Source organism: Variovorax sp. F042 (assembly GCF_057814215.1).
In genome coordinates this window covers 438,563-457,266 of record NZ_JBVASX010000001.1, presented here as the reverse complement: position 1 = coordinate 457,266, position 18,704 = coordinate 438,563, and the positions used below count along the sequence as shown (strand labels likewise).

General features: G+C 66.5%; 15 protein-coding genes. 4 read left to right on the top strand and 11 right to left on the bottom strand.

Annotated elements, in window-relative coordinates:
* Window positions 1-128 precede the first annotated feature (128 nt).
* Entirely contained in the window at window positions 129-752 is a 624-nt protein-coding gene (locus tag ACZYSP_RS02165; RefSeq protein ID WP_093058410.1) for a TetR/AcrR family transcriptional regulator, read from the bottom strand.
* A 142-nt stretch (window positions 753-894) separates the two neighbouring features.
* Here ACZYSP_RS02165 and ACZYSP_RS02160 point away from each other — a divergent pair, with 142 nt between their 5' ends.
* The 4 genes from ACZYSP_RS02160 to ACZYSP_RS02145 all read left to right on the top strand — a co-directional run bounded on the left by ACZYSP_RS02160 (window position 895) and on the right by ACZYSP_RS02145 (window position 7,898).
* The gene (locus tag ACZYSP_RS02160; RefSeq protein WP_489012901.1) at window positions 895-2,106 is read left to right on the top strand and encodes an efflux RND transporter periplasmic adaptor subunit; all 1,212 of its coding nucleotides are present in this window, start codon (window positions 895-897) and stop codon (window positions 2,104-2,106) included.
* A gap of 15 nt (window positions 2,107-2,121) precedes the next feature.
* Window positions 2,122-5,289 (top strand): efflux RND transporter permease subunit, encoded by a 3,168-nt coding sequence (locus ACZYSP_RS02155; RefSeq protein ID WP_489012900.1) that lies wholly within the window; start codon window positions 2,122-2,124, stop codon window positions 5,287-5,289.
* 10 nt (window positions 5,290-5,299) lie between these two features.
* Entirely contained in the window at window positions 5,300-6,730 is a 1,431-nt protein-coding gene (adeC, locus tag ACZYSP_RS02150) for an AdeC/AdeK/OprM family multidrug efflux complex outer membrane factor (RefSeq protein WP_489012899.1), read from the top strand.
* An 88-nt stretch (window positions 6,731-6,818) separates the two neighbouring features.
* Window positions 6,819-7,898, top strand: coding sequence for a hypothetical protein (locus ACZYSP_RS02145; RefSeq protein ID WP_489012898.1), 1,080 nt, complete (start codon window positions 6,819-6,821; stop codon window positions 7,896-7,898).
* Between the two features lie 9 nt (window positions 7,899-7,907).
* On the opposite strand, the gene ACZYSP_RS02140 is transcribed toward ACZYSP_RS02145, so the two are convergent.
* The 10 genes from ACZYSP_RS02140 to ssuD form a co-directional block, all read right to left on the bottom strand.
* Window positions 7,908-8,669, bottom strand: a complete 762-nt coding sequence (locus ACZYSP_RS02140; protein WP_489012897.1) for an ABC transporter ATP-binding protein — start codon at window positions 8,667-8,669, stop codon at window positions 7,908-7,910.
* A gap of 1 nt (window position 8,670) precedes the next feature.
* A complete protein-coding gene (locus ACZYSP_RS02135) occupies window positions 8,671-9,930 on the bottom strand; it encodes an SfnB family sulfur acquisition oxidoreductase (protein ID WP_489012896.1) in 1,260 nt (419 codons plus the stop codon).
* A 51-nt stretch (window positions 9,931-9,981) separates the two neighbouring features.
* On the bottom strand, window positions 9,982-11,304 hold the full coding sequence (locus tag ACZYSP_RS02130; protein WP_093174150.1) for an ABC transporter substrate-binding protein: 1,323 nt from the start codon (window positions 11,302-11,304) through the stop codon (window positions 9,982-9,984).
* Window positions 11,305-11,355: 51 nt separating this feature from the next.
* On the bottom strand, window positions 11,356-12,360 hold the full coding sequence (locus ACZYSP_RS02125) for a branched-chain amino acid ABC transporter permease (protein WP_093173633.1): 1,005 nt from the start codon (window positions 12,358-12,360) through the stop codon (window positions 11,356-11,358).
* A gap of 3 nt (window positions 12,361-12,363) precedes the next feature.
* Window positions 12,364-13,260 carry a branched-chain amino acid ABC transporter permease gene (locus tag ACZYSP_RS02120; RefSeq protein WP_489012895.1) on the bottom strand — a complete coding sequence of 299 codons (897 nt, stop codon included), beginning with the start codon at window positions 13,258-13,260 and terminating at the stop codon, window positions 12,364-12,366.
* Complete coding sequence (locus tag ACZYSP_RS02115) at window positions 13,260-14,099, bottom strand: ABC transporter ATP-binding protein (protein ID WP_489013661.1); 840 nt, start codon at window positions 14,097-14,099, stop codon at window positions 13,260-13,262. Before ACZYSP_RS02115 ends, ACZYSP_RS02120 begins: the two co-directional genes overlap by 1 nt.
* Window positions 14,100-14,158: 59 nt before the next feature.
* On the bottom strand, window positions 14,159-15,295 hold the full coding sequence (gene sfnG / locus ACZYSP_RS02110; RefSeq protein WP_489012894.1) for a dimethylsulfone monooxygenase SfnG: 1,137 nt from the start codon (window positions 15,293-15,295) through the stop codon (window positions 14,159-14,161).
* Between the two features lie 37 nt (window positions 15,296-15,332).
* Complete coding sequence (gene msuE / locus ACZYSP_RS02105; RefSeq protein ID WP_489012893.1) at window positions 15,333-15,935, bottom strand: FMN reductase; 603 nt, start codon at window positions 15,933-15,935, stop codon at window positions 15,333-15,335.
* Window positions 15,936-16,276: 341 nt separating this feature from the next.
* The gene (locus ACZYSP_RS02100) at window positions 16,277-17,467 is read right to left on the bottom strand and encodes an acyl-CoA dehydrogenase family protein (RefSeq protein WP_440531530.1); all 1,191 of its coding nucleotides are present in this window, start codon (window positions 17,465-17,467) and stop codon (window positions 16,277-16,279) included.
* Complete coding sequence (ssuD, locus tag ACZYSP_RS02095; protein WP_093058399.1) at window positions 17,464-18,648, bottom strand: FMNH2-dependent alkanesulfonate monooxygenase; 1,185 nt, start codon at window positions 18,646-18,648, stop codon at window positions 17,464-17,466. Before ssuD ends, ACZYSP_RS02100 begins: the two co-directional genes overlap by 4 nt.
* Between the last annotated feature and the right edge of the window lie 56 nt (window positions 18,649-18,704).

Sequence of the window (18,704 nt, the reverse complement as noted above, 5' to 3'; positions counted from 1 at the left end):
TCCTTGGCGTCCGCAAAGCTGGCCCGGCGGCCCGCAAGGGCTCGGGCGGTGCGCAAAGACGCCGGGTCAGCGTACGGGATTGACCGTGCCAACGCAAGCTGGGTGCGCGTGTCGCGCATGCCGCAAGCTCACTTGGCCTTCTTTCCTTCGGGCGCATAGCCTCCGAGAAAGGTCTGCAGAGCCCGTCGCGTCGCTTCCCGCAAATCCTTTCGGGACAACGGTCCATCGATACCGATAAGAGCCGGCATGACGGTCTCCGAATCCAGCAATGCCGTCAGGTGGCGTGCCGCTACCTGCGGATCGGCCTTGCGCAGCCGGCCCTTTTGCATCTGCAGTTCCAGGAACCCCGCCAGCTCGGTCAGCCCCTTCTTGGGCCCACCTTCGTAGAACAACCGCCCGATGTCGCTGCGGCCGGACTCCGCGATCACGGCCCTGCGCGCCTGGATGGCCTCCTGCGAACACACCACTGCCAGGATTTTTTCGCCGAAGCGTTGCAGCACCTGTTCGAGGTCGTCGTCGCTCTCCTGCCCGAGCGCCTCAAAAATTGGCGCGAAATGGACCTTGGCCGTGCCGTGGGTCACGGCAACGAACAACTCCTCCTTGGAGCTGAAGTAGCCATACAGCGTGGCCCTCGAGCCGCCCACGCGCGCAGCGATCTCCACCATGGAGGCCCCTTCGAACCCCAGCTCCCGGAAGACCTCGGCGGCCACCTGAACGATGGCGTCGCGCTTGGCCTCTGTTTTGACTCGCATCTAAATGTCTCCTCATTTCTGGACAATAGTGTCCATTATTAATTGACAGCCCCTGGAAGTCAAAATACATTACTGGACACTACTGTCTGTTTAACAGCAGGCCGACCCCATCACCGATCCGTCGCTCTTCAGGAGATTCGCCATGCGTCCACCTTTCACCTATGGCCTGACCTTCACGGCAGCCCTCGCTTCTACCTTCATGCTTGTCGCCTGCGGCAAGCCACCGGGCGGACCGCCCGCAGCGCAGGGCATGCCCGAGGTGGGGGTAGTGTCTGTGCAGCCGCAGCGCGTGGCCATCACGGCCGAGCTGCCCGGGCGCACGACGCCCTTTCTCATCGCCGACGTACGGCCCCAGGTCGGCGGCATCGTGAAGGCCCGCCAGTTCCGCGAAGGCAGCGACGTGAAGGCTGGCGAAACGCTCTACCAGATCGATCCCGCCACCTACAAGGCGACCTACGACAGCAACGTCGCCGCGCTCGCCAAGGCGCAGGCCAGCCTCACGACCACGCGGCTGAAGGCCGAGCGCTACAAGGAACTGGTCGCCATCAAGGCCGTGAGCCAGCAGGACTACGACGACGCCGCCGCCTCGCTGGGCCAAGGCGAGGCCGACGTTGCCTCGGCACGGGCCAATGTTGAGACGAGCCGCATCAACCTTGCCTATGCACGCATCGACGCACCGATCTCCGGCCGCATCGGCAAGTCGACGGTCACGCCCGGCGCACTGGTCACGGCGAGCCAGTCGACCGCGCTGGCCACCATCCAGCAGCTCGATCCGATCTATGTCGACGTGACGCAATCCAGCGCCGCGATGCTTCAGTTGAAGCAGGCCATGGCCCGCGGCGATCTGCAAAAGAGCGGCGCCAACGCCGCGAAGGTGCGGCTGCTGCTCGAAGACGGGAGCGCCTATCCGCTCGAAGGCAAGCTCGAGTTCTCTGACGTCACCGTAGACCAGAACACCGGCGCCATCACGCTGCGCGCGGTGTTCCCCAACCCCAAGGCGGACCTGCTGCCCGGCATGTACGTGCGCGCCGTGCTGCAGGAAGGCGTGAAGGAACAGGCGCTCATGGTGCCGCAGCAGGCTGTGTCGCGCGACAGCACCGGCAAGCCGACGGCCTACGTGGTGGATGCCCAGCACAAGCTGCAGCGGCGCGTGCTCGAAACGGAACGCGCCATCGGCGACCAATGGCTGGTGCGCAGCGGCCTGCAGGCCGGCGACCAGCTCGTGGTGGACGGCCTGCAGCGCGCGGCGCCGGGCGTCGAGGTGAAGACGGTGCAGTGGAACCCCAAGTCCAAGCCCGGCACTGAAACGACTGCCAAGGCGGCCCTCCCCTCGCCCGGCGCCACGGCGGACTGATCCAGGAAGACCACCATGGCACGCTTCTTCATCGACCGCCCCATCTTCGCGTGGGTCCTCGCCATCATCGTGATGCTGGGCGGCGTCATGTCCATCGCCACGCTGCCGATCGCGCAGTACCCGAGCATCGCGCCGCCCGCCGTCGCAATCACCGCCAACTACCCCGGTGCTTCCGCCAAGACGCTCGAAGACACCGTCACCCAGGTCATCGAGCAGAAGATGAAGGGGCTGGACCGGCTGAGCTACATGGCCTCGACCAGCGAGTCGTCGGGCTCGGTCACCATCACGCTCACCTTCGAGAACGGAACCGACCCCGACACCGCTCAGGTGCAGGTGCAGAACAAGCTCTCGCTTGCCACGCCGCTGCTGCCGCAAGAGGTGCAGCAACAGGGTGTCACCGTCACGAAGTCGGCCACCAACTTTCTGAACGTGTTGGCCTTCACCTCCGAAGACGGCAGCATGAACGGGTCGGACCTGTCCGACTACGTCGCGGCCAACGTCCAGGACGCAATCAGCCGCGTCGAGGGCGTGGGCGACACCACGCTCTTCGGCTCGCAGTACGCCATGCGCGTATGGCTCGACCCGAACAAGCTCTCCAGCTTCAGCCTCACGCCGCTGGATGTGAAGAACGCGATCACGGCGCAGAACGCGCAGGTTTCGGCCGGCCAGCTCGGCGGCATGCCTGCGGCAAGCAACCAGCAGCTCAACGCCACCATCACCTCGCAGACGCGCCTGAAGACCGCGCAGGAGTTCGAGGACATCCTGCTGCGCACGCAGACCGACGGCTCGCAGGTCCGCCTGCGCGACGTAGCCCGCATCGAGCTCGGCAGCGAGTCGTACAACACGGTCGGTCGCTACAACGGCAAGCCGGCCGCGGGCCTGGCCATCAAGCTGGCCACCGGCGCCAATGCGCTCGACACGGTCAAGGCCGTCGATGCGCGCGTCGCCGAGCTCGAGAAGTTCTTTCCGCAGGGCATGAAGGTGCAGAAGCCCTACGACACCACGCCCTTCGTGCGGATCTCCATCGAGGAGGTCATCAAGACGCTCGTCGAGGCCGTGGTGCTGGTGTTCCTGGTGATGTATCTCTTTCTGCAGAACTTCCGCGCCACGCTGATTCCGACCATTGCGGTTCCCGTGGTGCTGCTGGGCACCTTCGGCGTGCTCGCGGCCTTCGGCTTCACCATCAACACACTGACGATGTTCGCGATGGTGCTCGCCATCGGGCTGCTGGTGGACGATGCAATCGTGGTGGTCGAGAACGTCGAGCGCGTGATGGCCGATGAAGGCCTCCCGCCCAAGGAGGCCACGCGCAAGTCCATGGGCCAGATCACCGGCGCGCTGGTCGGCGTGGCCCTGGTGCTGGCGGCGGTGTTCGTGCCGATGGCTTTCTTCGGCGGTTCCACGGGCGTGATCTACCGGCAGTTCTCCATCACCATCGTCTCGGCCATGACGCTGTCGGTGCTCGTGGCGCTGGTGCTCACGCCGGCCCTTTGCGCGACGCTGCTCAAGCCGGTCGACAAGGATCATGCAATGGCCACCACCGGCTTCTTCGGCTGGTTCAACCGCAGCTTCGATCGCGGCAACCGCCGCTACCAGGGCATCGTGCGGCACATGGTGGGCAAGGGCTGGCGCTACATGGCCCTGTACGCGGTCTTGTTTGCCGTGGTGGTGTTCGGCTTCATGAAGCTGCCCATCGGGTTTCTGCCCGACGAAGACCAGGGCACGATGTTTGCGCTGGTGCAGCTGCCGCCAGGCGCGACGAACACGCGCACGGAAGAAGTCATCCGCCAGGTGGAACATCACTTCCTGGTCGATCAGAAAGACGCGGTCTCGGGCATCTTCACGGTGGCGGGTTTCAGCTTCGCGGGCAGCGGGCAGAACACGGGCTTTGCCTTCATCAAGCTCAAGCCCTGGAATGAACGCGAGGGCGAGGCACTGAGCGTGACGGGAGTGGCCGCAAAGGCCGGCGCCTTCTTCAACACAATCAGGGACGCAAAGGTGTTTGCCTTCGCACCGCCCGCCGTGGCAGAGCTCGGCAACGCGACCGGCTTCGACCTGATGCTGCAGGATCGCGCCAACCTCGGGCACGAGGCCCTGATGCAGGCGCGCAACCAGCTGCTCGGCACGCTGGCCAAGGACAAGCGCCTGGTGGCCGTGCGCCCCAACGGGATGGAAGACACACCCGAATTCAGGCTCGAGATCGATCCGCACAAGGCACAGGCCCAGGGCCTTTCGATGTCCGACATCAACGACACCTTCTCCACCGCCTGGGGCAGCAGCTACGTCAACGACTTCATCGACAAGGGGCGCGTGAAGAAGGTGATGCTGCAGGCCGATGCTCAGTACCGGATGCTGCCGGAGGACATCGACCGCTGGTACGTGCGCAACAGCGCCGGAACGATGGTGCCCTTCACCTCGTTCGCCAAGGCTGGCTGGAGTTCGGGCTCGCCCCGCCTGGAGCGCTACAACGGGGTGCCCTCGGTGGAAATCCTGGGCATGGCGATGCCGGGAGCCGCATCGAGCGGCGACGCGCTCGCCATCGTCGAAGCCGCAGTCGCCAAACTGCCGCCGGGCATCGGCTACGAATGGACCGGCCTGTCGCGCCAGGAGAAGGCATCGAGCGGGCAGACCGGGCTGCTCTATGGGCTGTCGATCCTGATCGTGTTCCTGTGCCTTGCGGCGCTGTACGAGAGCTGGGCGATTCCGTTCTCGGTGATCCTGGTGGTGCCACTCGGCGTGCTGGGCGCGCTGATCGGCGCGATCCTGACGTGGAAGATGAACGACGTGTACTTCCAGGTCGGCCTGCTCACGACCATCGGGCTGGCGTCGAAGAATGCCATCCTGATCGTCGAGTTCGCGAAGGACCTGCACGCGCACGGCAAGAGCCTGGTCGAGTCGGCGATGGAGGCTGCTCGCATGCGGCTGCGGCCCATTCTCATGACCTCGCTGGCCTTCGTGCTCGGCGTGTTGCCGATGGTGCTGGGCACCGGTGCGGGGGCCGGCGCGCAGCATGCGCTGGGCACGGCCGTCATCGGCGGCATGCTGTCGGGCACGCTGCTCGCGATCTTCTTCGTGCCTCTTTTCTTCGTGCTGGTGCGCGGTCTCTTCAAGGGACGGTCGCCCTCGCCTGCTTTGCCCGCCTTGCCGGACTCGCATGCACAACCGGCCGCGGCCGCTTCCTGAGGTGTCTGCCATGAAACCATTCCGCCTTGCTCCGCTCGCGCTCGCCGCCCTGATGGCCGGCTGCAGCCTGATTCCCACCTACCAGCAACCCGCGGCGCCAGTGGCCGGCAAGTTCGCCGGCGACACAGGCAACGCCCCGGCCTCCACGCCGGTCGCCGACCTCGGCTGGCGCGATGTCTTCACCGATCCGTCGCTGCAGCGCGTGATCGAGATGAGCCTCGCCAACAACCGCGACCTGCGCGTCGCGGTGCTGAACATCGAGAAGGCCCGCGCCCAGTACCGGGTGCAGGATGCAGCGCTCTTCCCCACCGTCAACGCCAGTGCCGGCGGCAGCGGCAGCCGCACGCCGGCCGACCTGTCGTCGACCGGCGAAGCCCTCACGGCGCGGCAGTACAGCGCTTCGGTCGGGTTCAGCTCCTACGAAATCGACCTGTTCGGTCGCGTGCGAAGCCTGAGCGCGCAGGCGCTGGAGCAGTTCTTCTCCACGGCCGAGGCACGCCGCAGCACGCAGATCACGCTGGTGGCCGAGGTGGCGACGAGCTACCTCACGCTCGCGGCCGACCAGGACCAGCTGAAGCTCGCGCGCGACACCCTGCGCAGCCAGAGCGACTCCTACAGCCTCAACCAGCGAAGCTTCGAACTGGGCGTGGCGTCGGCGCTCACGCTGAGCCAGGCGCAGACCAGCGTCGACACCGCGCGCGTCGACGTCGAGCGCTACACCTCCCAGGTAGCGCAAGACCGCAATGCGCTGGTGCTGCTCGTGGGCGCAGACGTGCCGGACGAACTGCTGCCGCTGTCGCTGCCCGATGGCACGGCAGCCGCAGCGAGCCCGCTGGCCACCATTCCGCCCGGGCTGCCCTCGGAGCTGTTGCAACGGCGACCCGACATCCTGCAGGCCGAGCGCGACCTGAAAGCCGCCAATGCCTACATCGGCGCGGCGCGTGCGGCTTTCTATCCGAGCATCAGCCTCACCGCGTCGGCCGGCACGTCGAGCAGCCAGCTCTCGGGCCTGTTCAAGGGCGGCTCGGGCAGCTGGAGCTTCGCACCGCAGATCTCGCTGCCGATCTTCGACGGTGGCGCCAACCGCGCCAACCTCAAGATAGCGACAGTGAGCCGCGACATCTCGGTGGCGCAGTACGAGAAGGCAATCCAGACGGCGTTCCGCGAGGTTTCGGATGCGCTGGCGCAACGCAACACGCTGGGCCGCCAGCTCGATGCACAACAGTCGCTGGTGAACGCAACGGCGGAGAGCTACCGCCTTTCGGACGCGCGATTCCGCCGTGGCGTCGACAGCTACCTCAGCGTGCTCGATTCGCAGCGCTCGCTTTACACGGCGCAGCAGAACCTCATCACCACGCGCCTGTCGCGCCTGACGAACCTCGTGACCTTCTACAAGACGCTGGGCGGTGGATGGACGGAGAACACCGGCACGCCGATCTGAGCGCCGTTGGCAATCAGGCTCCTCGCTAAGATGCGCACGGTAACGCCCGGCATTGCCGCCGCGGCGCAATCGCCACGAGGGAGCACCTTTGACCATCGACCTGCAGACGCTGAAGTGCGGTGAATGCGGCAGCAGCGTGCTTCAACGCGCCGGCCTCAACCAGTACACCTGCGCGCATTGCGGGTCGATGTCGGTCGTCGAGGACGACGTCTCCGACCGGCTGGAGCGGGTGCTCGAGCAGGTCAAGAACGAAGCCGGCCGACGGTTGGCGATCGAGCAGTCGGCACGCAGCAAGAGCATGGCCCGGATGATCGCCCTGGGCGCGGCGGCGGTGGTGGTGCTGGTCACGGGCTTTTTCGGTGTCATGGCCCACGTCATCGACCGCAACCAGCCGCCAGGAACGTACAGGCCCGGTGGGGCCTCGACGGCGCAGCGCACCATTCCGAGCGAAGGCCTCAAGCTCGAGGCGCGCCAGGTGCTGGTGGGCAACGGAAGCTCGGCCAAACCCCAACTGCTGGTGATTGCGCGCAACGAAACCGGCACAGCCCTCGAGCGGCCGAACGTCAAGGCGATCTTCTTCGACCGCGACAGCCGCATCGGCGAGAACAGCGAATCGGTCCCCATCGGCACGCTGATGCCCGGCGAAATGGTGCCGGTGCTGGTCAAGCTGCCGGGCGACGGAACCCTCACGCGGCAGGAATTGCAGGTGGATGCGCTATCGGCACCTTACTGGAAGATCGAGGGTCCGCCGCTGCAGTTCACGCGCGTGCGACTGGTGCAGCAGGATGGCGAGACATGGCTGTTCGGCCGCCTCGTCAATGCGCGCAAGGACGAAATGGCACTGGTCGGCATCGAGGTGCTGGTCACGCTGTACGACAGTGCCGGAACGGTCATCGGCTTCGGGCGGGGCTTCTCGCAGGCCAGCGAGATCAGGTCGGGCGGGCGCAGCGCGGCGGAAGTGCGCATCGAGCGCCTAGGTGATCGCAAGGTGCCGGTCGCGGCATGGGACTACCGCATCGACTACAACCTCACGGCAGGGGCGCAGCAGGTCCGCAACCGGGTATTGAGCAGCAACCGAGTGATCCGCACGACCGGCGCGCCGGAGGCCCTTCCCCCGTCGCCGAAAATGAGCAGCCAGGCACTGCTGGCCGACGTTGCCGGGCGCTAGGTTCGGTCTTCAGGCCACGGCTTCGGCAACGCCTTCGCCGAAATAGAAAGACTGGATGTCGGCACGCTGGCGTAGGGCCTGTGCATCGCCGCCAAGTACCGCGACTCCCGCATCGAGCACCGTTGCGCGGTCGGCGTACTGAAGCGCGACGGTGGAGTTCTGCTCGGCAACGAGGATCGACAGGCCCTGCTCGCGGTTGAGCCGCCTCAGCTGCTCGAAGATGTCGCGCACCACCAGCGGCGCCAGCCCCATCGACGGCTCGTCGAGCACCAGCAGCCGGGGCCGCGACATCAGCCCGCGGCCGATAGCCGTCATCTGCTGTTCGCCGCCTGAGCTGAGGCCGGCGAGCGTGCGTCGCCTTTCCTTCAGCTTGGGAAATATCGCGTAGACCCGCGCGAGGTCTTCGGCGACTTCCGAGCGCCGCGCGCTGCGGCCGAGCCCGCCGGTCAGCAGGTTTTCTTCCACTGTCAGCGTGCGAAAGCAGTGGCGGCCCTCCAGCACCTGAACCAGGCCAAGCCTGACGAGATCTGCCGGGCTGGTGCGGCCCGTGTCGTGCCCGTCGAAGACGATGCGTCCGGCCGTCACCTGCCCGCGCTCGGCCGGCAACAGGTTTGACACCGCCTTGAGCGTGGTCGACTTGCCTGCACCGTTGGCGCCGAGCAGCGCGTGGATTTCGCCGGCGCGCACGTCCAGGCTCACACCGTGCAGCGCGACGATGGAGCGCTGGTACGCGGCCTCGATGGCTTCGATGCGCAACAAGGGGGCCGTCACCTCAGCTCCATGCATGGAATGGCGGCTTCACGCCATTGAGGAAATAGTTGCCCACGATGGCGTACTTCCAGCGCACCGGGTCATGCAGCGTGTGCGTGCGTGCATTGCGCCAATGGCGGTCGAGGTTGTACTGCCCCAGCGTCGAGCGCGTGCCCGCCAGTTCGAACAGCTTGTTGGTCGCAAGAATCGCGATCTCCGTAGACAGCACCTTGGCCTCCGCCGTCGCGATCTGCGCCGCAGCCACGCTGTCGGCATCTGGCGCGGCCACCGCGCGGTCGATCGCACGGCCCGCACGCTCCAGCAGGGCCTCGCTCGCATGCAGCCGGATCTGCAGGTCGCCCACCGCCTGGATCGAGTACGGGTCTTCCCATGCATGGTCGCGCTGGCTGTCGATCCACGGGCGCGTCTTGGTGCGGATGAAATCGACCGTCTCCGCGATGGTGCCGCGCGCAATGCCCACGTCGACCGCCGCCTGGATGAGCTGGAAGATGGCGCCGTCGGCCGAGGGCGTGTCGTAGCCCTTGAAGGCCGGGATCAGGTGCGTCTTCGGCACCTTCACGTGGTCGATGACCACCGTGCCGCTAAGCGTGGTGCGCTGGCCGAAGGCCGACCAGTCGTCGATCACCGTGAGGCCCGGCGCATTGCGCTCGGCCACCACGTACCAGGTGTTGCCCTGCTCGTCGTTGGCCACGATGGGCACGTAGTGCGCGAGCAGCGCGCCAGTCGAATAGAACTTCTTGCCGGTCACCACCACGTGGTCGCCGGCATCGGTGAAGCGCGTCTCGAAATCGGCCGCGCGCTTGGAGCCCGATTCCGAGAACGCATTGCCCCAGCGCACGCCGCGCAGGAAGTCAGCGAAGAACAGCTTCTGCTGCGCCGCGTCGGACACCGTGCGCACCGCGGCGACGAAGCCCAGGTGGTTCTGCGTGATCTGCCCGAGCGAGGGATCGGCCGCCGAGATGATCGAGATCACCTCGGCCAGCGTGGCATACGACACCTCTGCACCGCCGAAGGCCTTGGGCACGTTGATGGCCCAGAGGCCGCTTTGCGAGTAGGCGTCGATCTCTTCGACAGGCCAGCGGCGCAGGCGGTCGCGCTCGGAGGCGCCGACGATCAGCTTCGCGGCCAGGGCATGCGCCACGGCGATTGCCTCGGCGTCGTCGCGGATCACGTGCGCCGACGTGTCAGGCAGCGGCAGGCCGGGCACTGCATCGTTGGCTGCGGCCGGTGCGGATGCGGAGGGTTGGAGAACAGCGGACATCTGATGGCCTTTCGACTTGCGAGTGATTTCGAATGAGGACGTGCGTGGGGCTCAGTCGTCGATGCTCTTGCGCACCTTGACGTTCTTTTCCTTGGCGTAAGCCAGCGAAGACTTCTCGATGATCGGCCGCAGCAGCTTCCAGTCGGGCGCGATCCAGTCGGACACCACGTTCCACTTGCTGCCGTCCCACTGCTGGAAGGCCACGCGGCCATCGCCTTCGTGGTTGTCCCAGGTCACGTTGATCGAATGGAACAGGCCCTTGGCGCCGAGCGCCGCGGCGCGTGCCTCGTCGATCTTCAGGTTCTCCAGACCCCAGCGGATCTCGTCGCCGGTGAGCGTGCGCTTGCCGAACTTCGCCTGCGCGATGCGGATGGCCTCCACGTTCAGGATGCCGTTGAGCACGCCGAGGTTGTGATAGACGCTGCCGATGCGCTTGGGGTCCTGCAGGTTGCCCTTGCCCGCGCCGTAGACGGTCTTGGTGATCTCCTGCAGCACCGGGTACTGCGCGCCCGCGGCCACGGTGGTAATGGCCACGTAGCCCTTGGCCGCATCGCCGGCGGGGATCACGTCTTCCTCGGAGTTGGACCAGACGTTGCCCACGATGTGGTCGACCGGAAAGCCCGTCTTCTGCGCTGTCTTGAGCGCCACCGGATTCATCACGCCCCAGCCGCGCAGCACCACGTAGTCGGGCTTCACGCGGCGGATGGTGAGCCACTGCGATTGCTGTTCGTTGCCCGGGTGCGGTACCTCGATCTGCTGCAGCGTGAAGCCGTACTTCTTCGCGAGCAGCTCATAGATCGGGATGGTCTCCTTGCCGTAGGGCGAGCCGTGGTACAGCACCACGATCTTCTTGCCCTTGAGCTTGTCGGTGCCGCCCTCCTTGCCCGCGATGTAGTTCACGATGCCGGAGGTTTCGCTGTACGGGTTGAGCAACAGCGGAAAGATGTACTTGAACACGCGGCCGTCGGTGGTGTCGGTGCGGCCGTGGTTGATGGTGAGCAGCGGCACCTTGTCGGCCGTCACGCGGTCGATCAGCGCATAGGCGATGCCGACCGACAGCGGGTTCCAGGTCGCGATGCCGGGGCGCTGCTTGAGGCGCTCGTACACCTCCACGCCGCGCTCCACTTCGTACTGCGTCTCGCCCTCCTCCCAGGTCAGCTTGACGCCGCCCACGCCGCCGTCGCGCGTGTTCACCAGGTTGAGGTAGTCGATGAAGCCGCCGAAGAAGCCCGTGCCGCCAGCCGCATAAGGACCGACGCGATAGCTCTGCAGCGGGAAGAACTGTTCGTTGCCGTCGGCATGCGCGAGCTGCAGGCCGCTCGCGGCCAGGGTGACGGCCACGGCCGCGGTTTTCAGGTGCTTGATGAAGGACATGGTGATGAAGGCATCCTGGGATGCGAAGAAAAAAACCAGAGAAATCTGCACTCAGGCCGGTGAGAGCCGCTTGCGCGCGCGATCCCAGAGGGCGACCAACCCTCGTGGCTCCACGGCAAGAAAGAAAATGATCAGCGCGCCCAGCACGATGCGCTGGCTCATGTCGAGCACGCCCGAATCGAACCAGCCGCCGAAGAAGAAGCTGCCCACGCGCGACAGCAGCAGCGGAAACACCACGATGAGCGCCGCGCCGAAGAAGGCTCCGCGGATCGTCGCGAGCCCGCCGATGATCACGATGAACAGGATCTGGAACGAGCGGTCGAGGTTGAAGCCCGCCGGCTCCACGGTGCGCAGGTACACGAAACCCCACAGCACGCCCGCCACGCCGACGATGAACGACGACACCGCGAACGCCAGCAGCTTGGTGCGCAGCACCGGCACGCCGATGACGCGCGCCGCCAGTTCGTTGTCGCGCACGGCGATGAAGTGGTGGCCCGTCTGCGTGCGCACGAGGCGCCATGCCAGCAGCGTCAACACCGTGACGACGGTCAGCGAGAAGATGTAGCGTCCCACCGGCGTGTCGAACACGATGCCCGCCACTTCGAGCGCTGGCGCGTCGATCACGCCAGAGGCGTTGTCGTTGCTGAACCAGCCGAACTTGGTCAGCGCCCATTGCACGAAGAACTGCGCGGCCAGCGTCGACACCGCAAGGTAGAAGCCGCGCAGCCGCAGGCTCGGCAGCCCGAACACCAGGCCGACGGCCGTGGCGGCAAGGCCAGCGAGGCCGATGCTCACGAGCAGCGGCAGTCCTTCCACGCGCAGGTTGAAGTTGTAGGCCGCGAAGGCGCCGACCGCCATGAAGGCCGCGGTACCCAGCGACAGCTGGCCTGCGTAGCCGGTCAGCAGGTTCAGCCCGACAGCCGCGAGCGACAGCGCAAGGAACGGGATCAGCAGCGCGTCGAACACATAGCCGGACGCGACGAAAGGCACGACGCCGAAGGCGACGGCCAGCACGGCCAGCGGCCAGGTCAATGGATGCACAGAAGTGGTACGCATGGCTCAGGCGCGCTCCACCAGTTTCTGTCCGAACAGCCCGCTTGGCCGGATCAGCAGGAAGGCCAGCGCTGCGACGTAAGCGAACCAGCTCTCGATGCCACCGCCTACGAAAGGCCCGATGTACACCTCGGCCAGCTTCTCCAGTGCGCCGATCACCAGCCCGCCGACGATCGCGCCAGGAATGGAGTCGAATCCACCCAGCACCAGCACAGGAAGTGCCTTCAGCACCACGAGCGAGAGCGAGAACTGCACACCCAGCCGCGCGCCCCACAACAGCCCGGCCACCAGCGCGATGACGCCGGCCGTCGCCCACACCGTGGCCCAGATGCGCGGCAGGCGCAGGCCCACCGCGATGGCCGCATAGGTGTCGTCCGCCACCGCGCGGAACGCCAGGCCCACGCGGGTGTAGCGGAAGAAGGCCGAAAGCGCCGCCACCATCACGCCGGCCGTCGCGGCGGCGAACAGGTCGAAGGTCGAGACCATGATGCCGAAGAACTGCAGCGGCTCGTCTGCGATGCCAAGCTCCAGCGCATGCACCTGCGTGCCCCACACCAGTTGGGCCACGCCCTCGATCACGTACGACAGGCCCAGCGTTGCCATGAACAGCGTGATCGGCGGCTGGTTCACCAGCGGGCGAAGCACGGTGCGCTCGATGGTCAGGCCCAGCAGCACCATGAGGGCGAAGGTCAGCGCGAGCGCAAGCGCAAAGGGCACGCCGCGCTCGACCAGGCTCACGAAGGTGAGCGCAGCAAACAGCAGCTGCGCGCCCTGTGCGAAGTTGAGCACGCCTGAAGTCTTGTAGATCAGCACGAAGCCGATGGCCACCAGTGAATACATCACGCCCGAAAGCAGGCCGCCGATGAGCACCTCGGCGAAGAAGCTGAAGTCAGCGCCGTCCATCAGGCCTGCCCCTCCGCGTCGTCATGCGCCACGCCCAGGTAGGCATCGATCACGGCCGGGTCGCTGCGCACCTCGGCCGGCGTGCCGTCCGCGATCTTGCGGCCGTAGTCGAGCACGGCCACGCGGTCCGACAGGCCCAGCACCACGCCGATGTCGTGCTCGATCAGCAGGATGGTGGTGCCGAATTCGTCGCGCGCGGCGCGCACGAAATGCGCCATCTCGCTTTTCTCGGTGACGGTCATGCCGGCCATCGGCTCGTCGAGCAGCAACAGTCGAGGCAATGCAACCAGCGCACGCGCCAGCTCCACGCGCTTCTGCAGGCCATAGGCCAGCGTGCCGGCCAGCCGCTCGCTCACGGTGCCCAGCCCGAGAAAGCCGATGATCGCTTCGGCCCGTGCGCGCGCATCCTCGCGCTCACGACGTGCGCGGCCCAGCCCGACCAGTTGTTCGATGAAAGTGGAGCGCGCCGCATCGACGCGACCGAGCACGATGTTGTCGCGCACGCTCAGGCCCTTGAACAGCGCGAGATTCTGGAAAGTGCGCGCAACGCCCAGCCGTGCCAGCCGCGCCGTCGGCACATGGGCGAAGCCGCGTCCGCCGATCCACACGCGCCCACGATCGGGCCGGTACAGCCCGCTGATGACGTTGACCAGCGAACTCTTGCCGGCGCCGTTGGGGCCGATGACGGCGCGGATCTCCCCCTTCGCTATCGACAGGTCCACGCCCGACAGCGCGGTGACGCCGCCGAAGGACAGGTCGATGCCCTCCAGCCGCAGCACGGCCGAGATCGTGGCGTCGTCCCCTGCCGCAGCCGCACGCCCCGCCGGCACGAAGGCCACCGGATCGACACCCAGCGAGACGGGCCCCGCCTCGAAGAACAGATCGGGCGTCACCAGGCTCACGCCACGGCTTCCAGCGCTGCCTTGCTCGGCTTTTCTCCGCGAGCGGCCTGCTCCGCTTCGAGCTTGCGCACCAGCGGCAGCACCTTCTGACCGAAGTACTCCACCTCTTCGATGAAGTGCAGGAAGCCCGTCAGGACGAGGTTGACGCCGATGGCCTTGAGCGCCACGATGCGCTCGGCAATCTGTTGCGGCGTGCCGATAAGGTTGGTGCGGAAGCCGTCGTTGTACTGCACGAGGTCTTCGAAGGTCGACTTGGCCCAGTTGCCCTCCCCCTCGGGCGATGCCTTGCCGGCCTGCTTCACCGCATCGCCGAAGGCATGCACCGCCTCGACGTGCGCGTGCTTGATGATGTCGGCCAGCACCGCCTTGGCTTCTTCCTCGGTGTCGCGGGCGATGACGAAGGCGTTGACGCCGATGCGCACCGTGTGGCCGTTCTGCGCGGCCTTGGCCTGGATGTCGTCGATCTGCGCCTTCAGGCCCTCGGGCGTGTTGCCGTTGGTGAAGTACCAGTCCGACACGCTGGCGGCGTTGTCGCGCGCGGCGCGCGAGCTGCCGCCCTGGAAGATCTCGGGGTGGGGCTTTTGCACCGGCTTCGGGCTCAGCGTGTAGTCGCTGAAGCGATAGAAGTCGCCCTTGAAAGTGAAGTTGTCCTGCGTCCAGATGCCCTTGAGCGCACGGATGAATTCGTTCGAGCGGCGATAGCGCTCGTCATGCTCGAGCCACGGCTCGCCAATGGCCTGGAACTCACCCTTGAACCAGCCGCTCACCACGTTGATGGCGATGCGGCCATTGGAGATGTGGTCGATGGTGGCGATCTGCTTGGCGACCACGGCGGGGTTCCACGGCCCTGGCAGGATCGCAGCCAACACCTTGAGCTTGGTGGTCGCATGCAGCAGCGCCTGGCTGAAGGACACCGACTCGTGCTGGTACTCGGCACCGTAGCCAGCGGTGAAGCGGATCTGGCTCAGCGCGTATTCGAAGCCGGCCTTCTCGGCCGCGAGTGCGAGGCGCTGGTTGTATTCGAGGCTCCAGTCGGTGCGCTGCTCGATGGTGCTGACCACGAGGCCGCCGCTGACGTTGGGCACCCAGTAGGCGAACTTGACGGGGGCGGCGGTGGAAGACGGTTGGCTCATGGCAGGTTTCTCTCTGTGAACGGTCGGTGGGAGGGCTTCAGGCGGCCAGCGCAACGGGCGCGGGCTTGCGGATGGCGGGCGTGGCGGACGTGGTGGCCGGCGAGGCATCGCGCAGTTGCGGCACGGCGCGCGCCACGGCCAGCGCGATGCGTTCGCGCAGCGCGGGGTTGGCGATCTCGTAGCCCTCGAAGTCCTTCTCGACCGCGTAGACGCCGATGGGCAGCGTGCGGGCCTGGAAGAAGCTGAAGAGCGGGCGCAACTGGTGGTCGATGACCAGTGCGTGGCGGTCGCTTCCACCGGTGGCCGCGAGCAGCACGGGCTTGTCGGTCAGTGCCTCGTGGTGAACGAAGTCGAACAGGTGCTTGAAGAGGCCGGTGTACGAGCCGCGATAGACCGGGCTCGCCACCAGCAGCAGGTCGGCGGACTCGATGGCGGCAATGCTCTCTTCGACGGCGGCAGGCAACTGGTTGCGGTAGAGCACGCCGGCAAACTGCGGGCCGATCTCGCCGAGCGAGAGCACGTGCGCATCGATGGCGATCTCGTTGCCGAGCGCGGTCAGCAGTTGATCGACCAGCACCAGGGTGCGTGAGGGACGTTGCAGGCTGCCGGAGACGGCAACGACTTTCAGTTTTCGACTCATGTTGATATGACCTCTGTTTGGAAGCTGCGATCGATTCGCGGTGCACTCGATATAAGCGAATGGCGTGCCACTTCCTTTTTCCTTATGAATCAACGAGTTAGGGCGAAATGGCTATCTGCGCTCATGCTGGATCGGCAGCAGGCTGCGGGTAGGTTGCTGATGGGTCAGCAGTTCCGCAGCGATAGTTGTTTGGGGTAGATCGGTATGCGGCCGTCGCATGAACGCCAGGCAGCAATCCGATGAAAAATCTGCTTCCCCTGCAGCAGGGTGATGTGCGCGTTGGAAAGCACAACGGGCCTGCGACGCGAAGCCGCAGGCCCGTTGCAAGGCAATGCCGAAGTTCAGGAATAGAAGCTGGGTTGCGGCACGCGCGCATTGAGCGCCCAGTCGCCGAGTTCGCGCAGCTTGTAGTCGACCGGATCGTGCAGCGTGTGCACGCGCAGGTTGCGCCAGTAGCGGTCCAGGCGCAGCGCGGCGGTGGTGGCGCGCGCGCCCGTCACCTCGAACATGCGGTGCGCCACCTCGAGGCTCGCGCGTGTGCTCGCGACCTTGGCTGCGGCAACAGCAACAGCCACCTGCCCGCGCTCGTGCTCATCGAGCGAAGTGCCACGCAGCCACGCCTGATCGAAGGCCGCGGCCGCATGGTCCAGCAGCATGCGGGCGCCTTGCAGCGCGAGCCAGAAATCGCCGTAGTGCGTGAGCACGTAAGGATCTTCGTTTGCCGCCGAAGCTGTCGAGAACAGCCAGGGCCGGCCTTGCTGCAGCGTGAACGACCTCGCCTCTTCGAGCGCGCCCTCCCCCAGGCCGAGGTAGATGTTCGCGAGGATCAGTTGCGCAAGCAGCGGGCGCAGGCAGGCGAACGGCGTCGAAAGCGGGCCGGGGTCGAGCAGCAGTTCATTCGTCTCGACGCGCACGCCATCGAACACCACGCTGCCGCTGTCGGTCTGGCGCTGGCCCATATTGTCCCAATCGCCCTGCACCGCAATGCCGGCGCGCCCCGTGGGCACGACGCCAATCAGCAGGCGATCGTTCGCGTCGAGGGCCGAGGCGAGCAGCATGTCGGAGTCGCTGGCACCGGAGCAGAAGCTCTTGCGGCCCGAGAACACATAGCCCCCGTCGACGGCTTGCGCGCGCGTGGACTTGTCGAGCGGGTTCAACGCATTGCCCCAGAACCAGCGCTGCGCGCGGGTCTGTTCGATCCACGGCTGCCACTGCCCGCGTTGCGCGAAGAGCTGCGTGGTCGCGAGCAGCAGATGATGAAAGGCGAACAGGTGCGCCACCGAGCTGTCGACACGCGCAAAGCCGCGCACCACGTCGAGCGTCTGCTGCCAACTCGCGCCCAGGCCGCCGAGTTCGGTCGGCACGCTGAGCATCAGCAGGCCGCTGCCCCGCAGCAGGTCGCGTTCGGCCTTGGGCGTGCCGCCGCGCTGGTCGCGCTCGACGGCGGTCTGCGCCAATGTCTGCGCGACGCGCTGCGCGGTCGCATGCCACGGCACGACTTCGTCGCCGGCCTCCGCGGAGAAATGCTTCATGCGGCGGCCTTCTCAGGCACGGGCACAGACAGGGGCGCCTGCAGAGCCTGCGAAGGCGGCGGCACGATGTCGTTGGCAATGACCTCACCGAAAGGGCCGGTGATGTTGGCTTGCCCCGCCGGGCGCGCATGGTCGAGCGGCAGCAGCGGAAACAGCAGCTCGGCCACGCGATAGGCCTCCTCAAGATGCGGGTAGCCCGAGAAGATGAAAGTCTCCACGCCGAGTGCCGCGTATTCCTTGATGCGTGCCGCCACCTCTTCGGGGCTGCCCACCAGCGCCGTGCCCGCGCCGCCGCGCACCAGGCCCACGCCGGCCCACAGGTTGGGCGACACCTCCAGCCTGTCGCGCCGTCCGCCGTGCAATGCGGCCATGCGCTGCTGGCCCACCGAGTCGAAGCGCGAGAAAGCCTTCTGAGCGGCGGCGATGGTGTCGTCGGTCACGTAGGAAATGAGTTCGTCTGCAGCGCGCCAGGCCGCCTCGCTGGTCTCGCGCACGATCACATGCAGGCGGATGCCGAAGCGCAGCGTGCGGCCGTGCTTTGCCGCCGCGGCGCGGGCCTTCGCGATCTTGTCGGCCACATCGGCCGGCGGCTCGCCCCAGGTGAGGTACACGTCGACCTGCTCGCCTGCGAGTGCGATTGCTGCGTCCGACGAGCCGCCGAACCACAGGGGCGGATAGGGCTTCTGCACAGGCGGATAGAGCGTCTTGGCGTTCTCCACGCGCAGGTGCTTGCCCGAGAAGTTGACGGTCTCGCCGGCCGCAACGCCGCGCCAGATGCGCAGGAATTCATCGGTGACCTCGTAGCGCTCGGCATGCGTCAGGAAGCTGCCGTCGCCATGTTGTTCATCGGGGTCGCCGCCGGTCACCACGTTGATGAGCAGACGGCCATCGGAAAAGCGGTCGAGCGTCGCGGCCTGGCGCGCGGAGACCGTCGGCGAAATGATGCCGGGACGGATCGCCACCAGGAATTTGAGCCGCTCGGTCTGCGCCGCGAGCGACGAGGCGACCACCCACGAGTCTTCGCAGGAACGCCCCGTGGGAATCAGCACGCCTTCGTAGCCCAGTTCGTCGGCGGCCTGTGCCACTTGCCGCAGGTATCGATGGCTCACGGTGCGTGCGCCGCGGGAAGTGCCGAGGTAGCGGCTGTCGCCGTGCGTGGGAAGAAACCAGAAAAGTTGCATGAGGCGGTTCAGCAGTTAGCGTGCCAGTCGAGCTGCCTGTGGGAACGCGCCGAAAC

Excerpts from the sequence above, each read along its gene's own strand:
- ACZYSP_RS02100 (WP_440531530.1), bottom strand. The coding sequence starts at position 17,467 with ATGAAGCATTTCTCCGCGGAGGCCGGCGACGAAGTCGTGCCGTGGCAT.
- msuE (WP_489012893.1), bottom strand. The coding sequence starts at position 15,935 with ATGAGTCGAAAACTGAAAGTCGTTGCCGTCTCCGGCAGCCTGCAACGT.
- ACZYSP_RS02120 (WP_489012895.1), bottom strand. The coding sequence starts at position 13,260 with ATGGACGGCGCTGACTTCAGCTTCTTCGCCGAGGTGCTCATCGGCGGC.
- ACZYSP_RS02130 (WP_093174150.1), bottom strand. The coding sequence starts at position 11,304 with ATGTCCTTCATCAAGCACCTGAAAACCGCGGCCGTGGCCGTCACCCTG.
- ACZYSP_RS02135 (WP_489012896.1), bottom strand. The coding sequence starts at position 9,930 with ATGTCCGCTGTTCTCCAACCCTCCGCATCCGCACCGGCCGCAGCCAAC.
- ACZYSP_RS02160 (WP_489012901.1), top strand. The coding sequence starts at position 895 with ATGCGTCCACCTTTCACCTATGGCCTGACCTTCACGGCAGCCCTCGCT.
- adeC (WP_489012899.1), top strand. The coding sequence starts at position 5,300 with ATGAAACCATTCCGCCTTGCTCCGCTCGCGCTCGCCGCCCTGATGGCC.
- ACZYSP_RS02165 (WP_093058410.1), bottom strand. The coding sequence starts at position 752 with ATGCGAGTCAAAACAGAGGCCAAGCGCGACGCCATCGTTCAGGTGGCC.
- ACZYSP_RS02155 (WP_489012900.1), top strand. The coding sequence starts at position 2,122 with ATGGCACGCTTCTTCATCGACCGCCCCATCTTCGCGTGGGTCCTCGCC.
- ACZYSP_RS02125 (WP_093173633.1), bottom strand. The coding sequence starts at position 12,360 with ATGCGTACCACTTCTGTGCATCCATTGACCTGGCCGCTGGCCGTGCTG.
- sfnG (WP_489012894.1), bottom strand. The coding sequence starts at position 15,295 with ATGAGCCAACCGTCTTCCACCGCCGCCCCCGTCAAGTTCGCCTACTGG.
- ssuD (WP_093058399.1), bottom strand. The coding sequence starts at position 18,648 with ATGCAACTTTTCTGGTTTCTTCCCACGCACGGCGACAGCCGCTACCTC.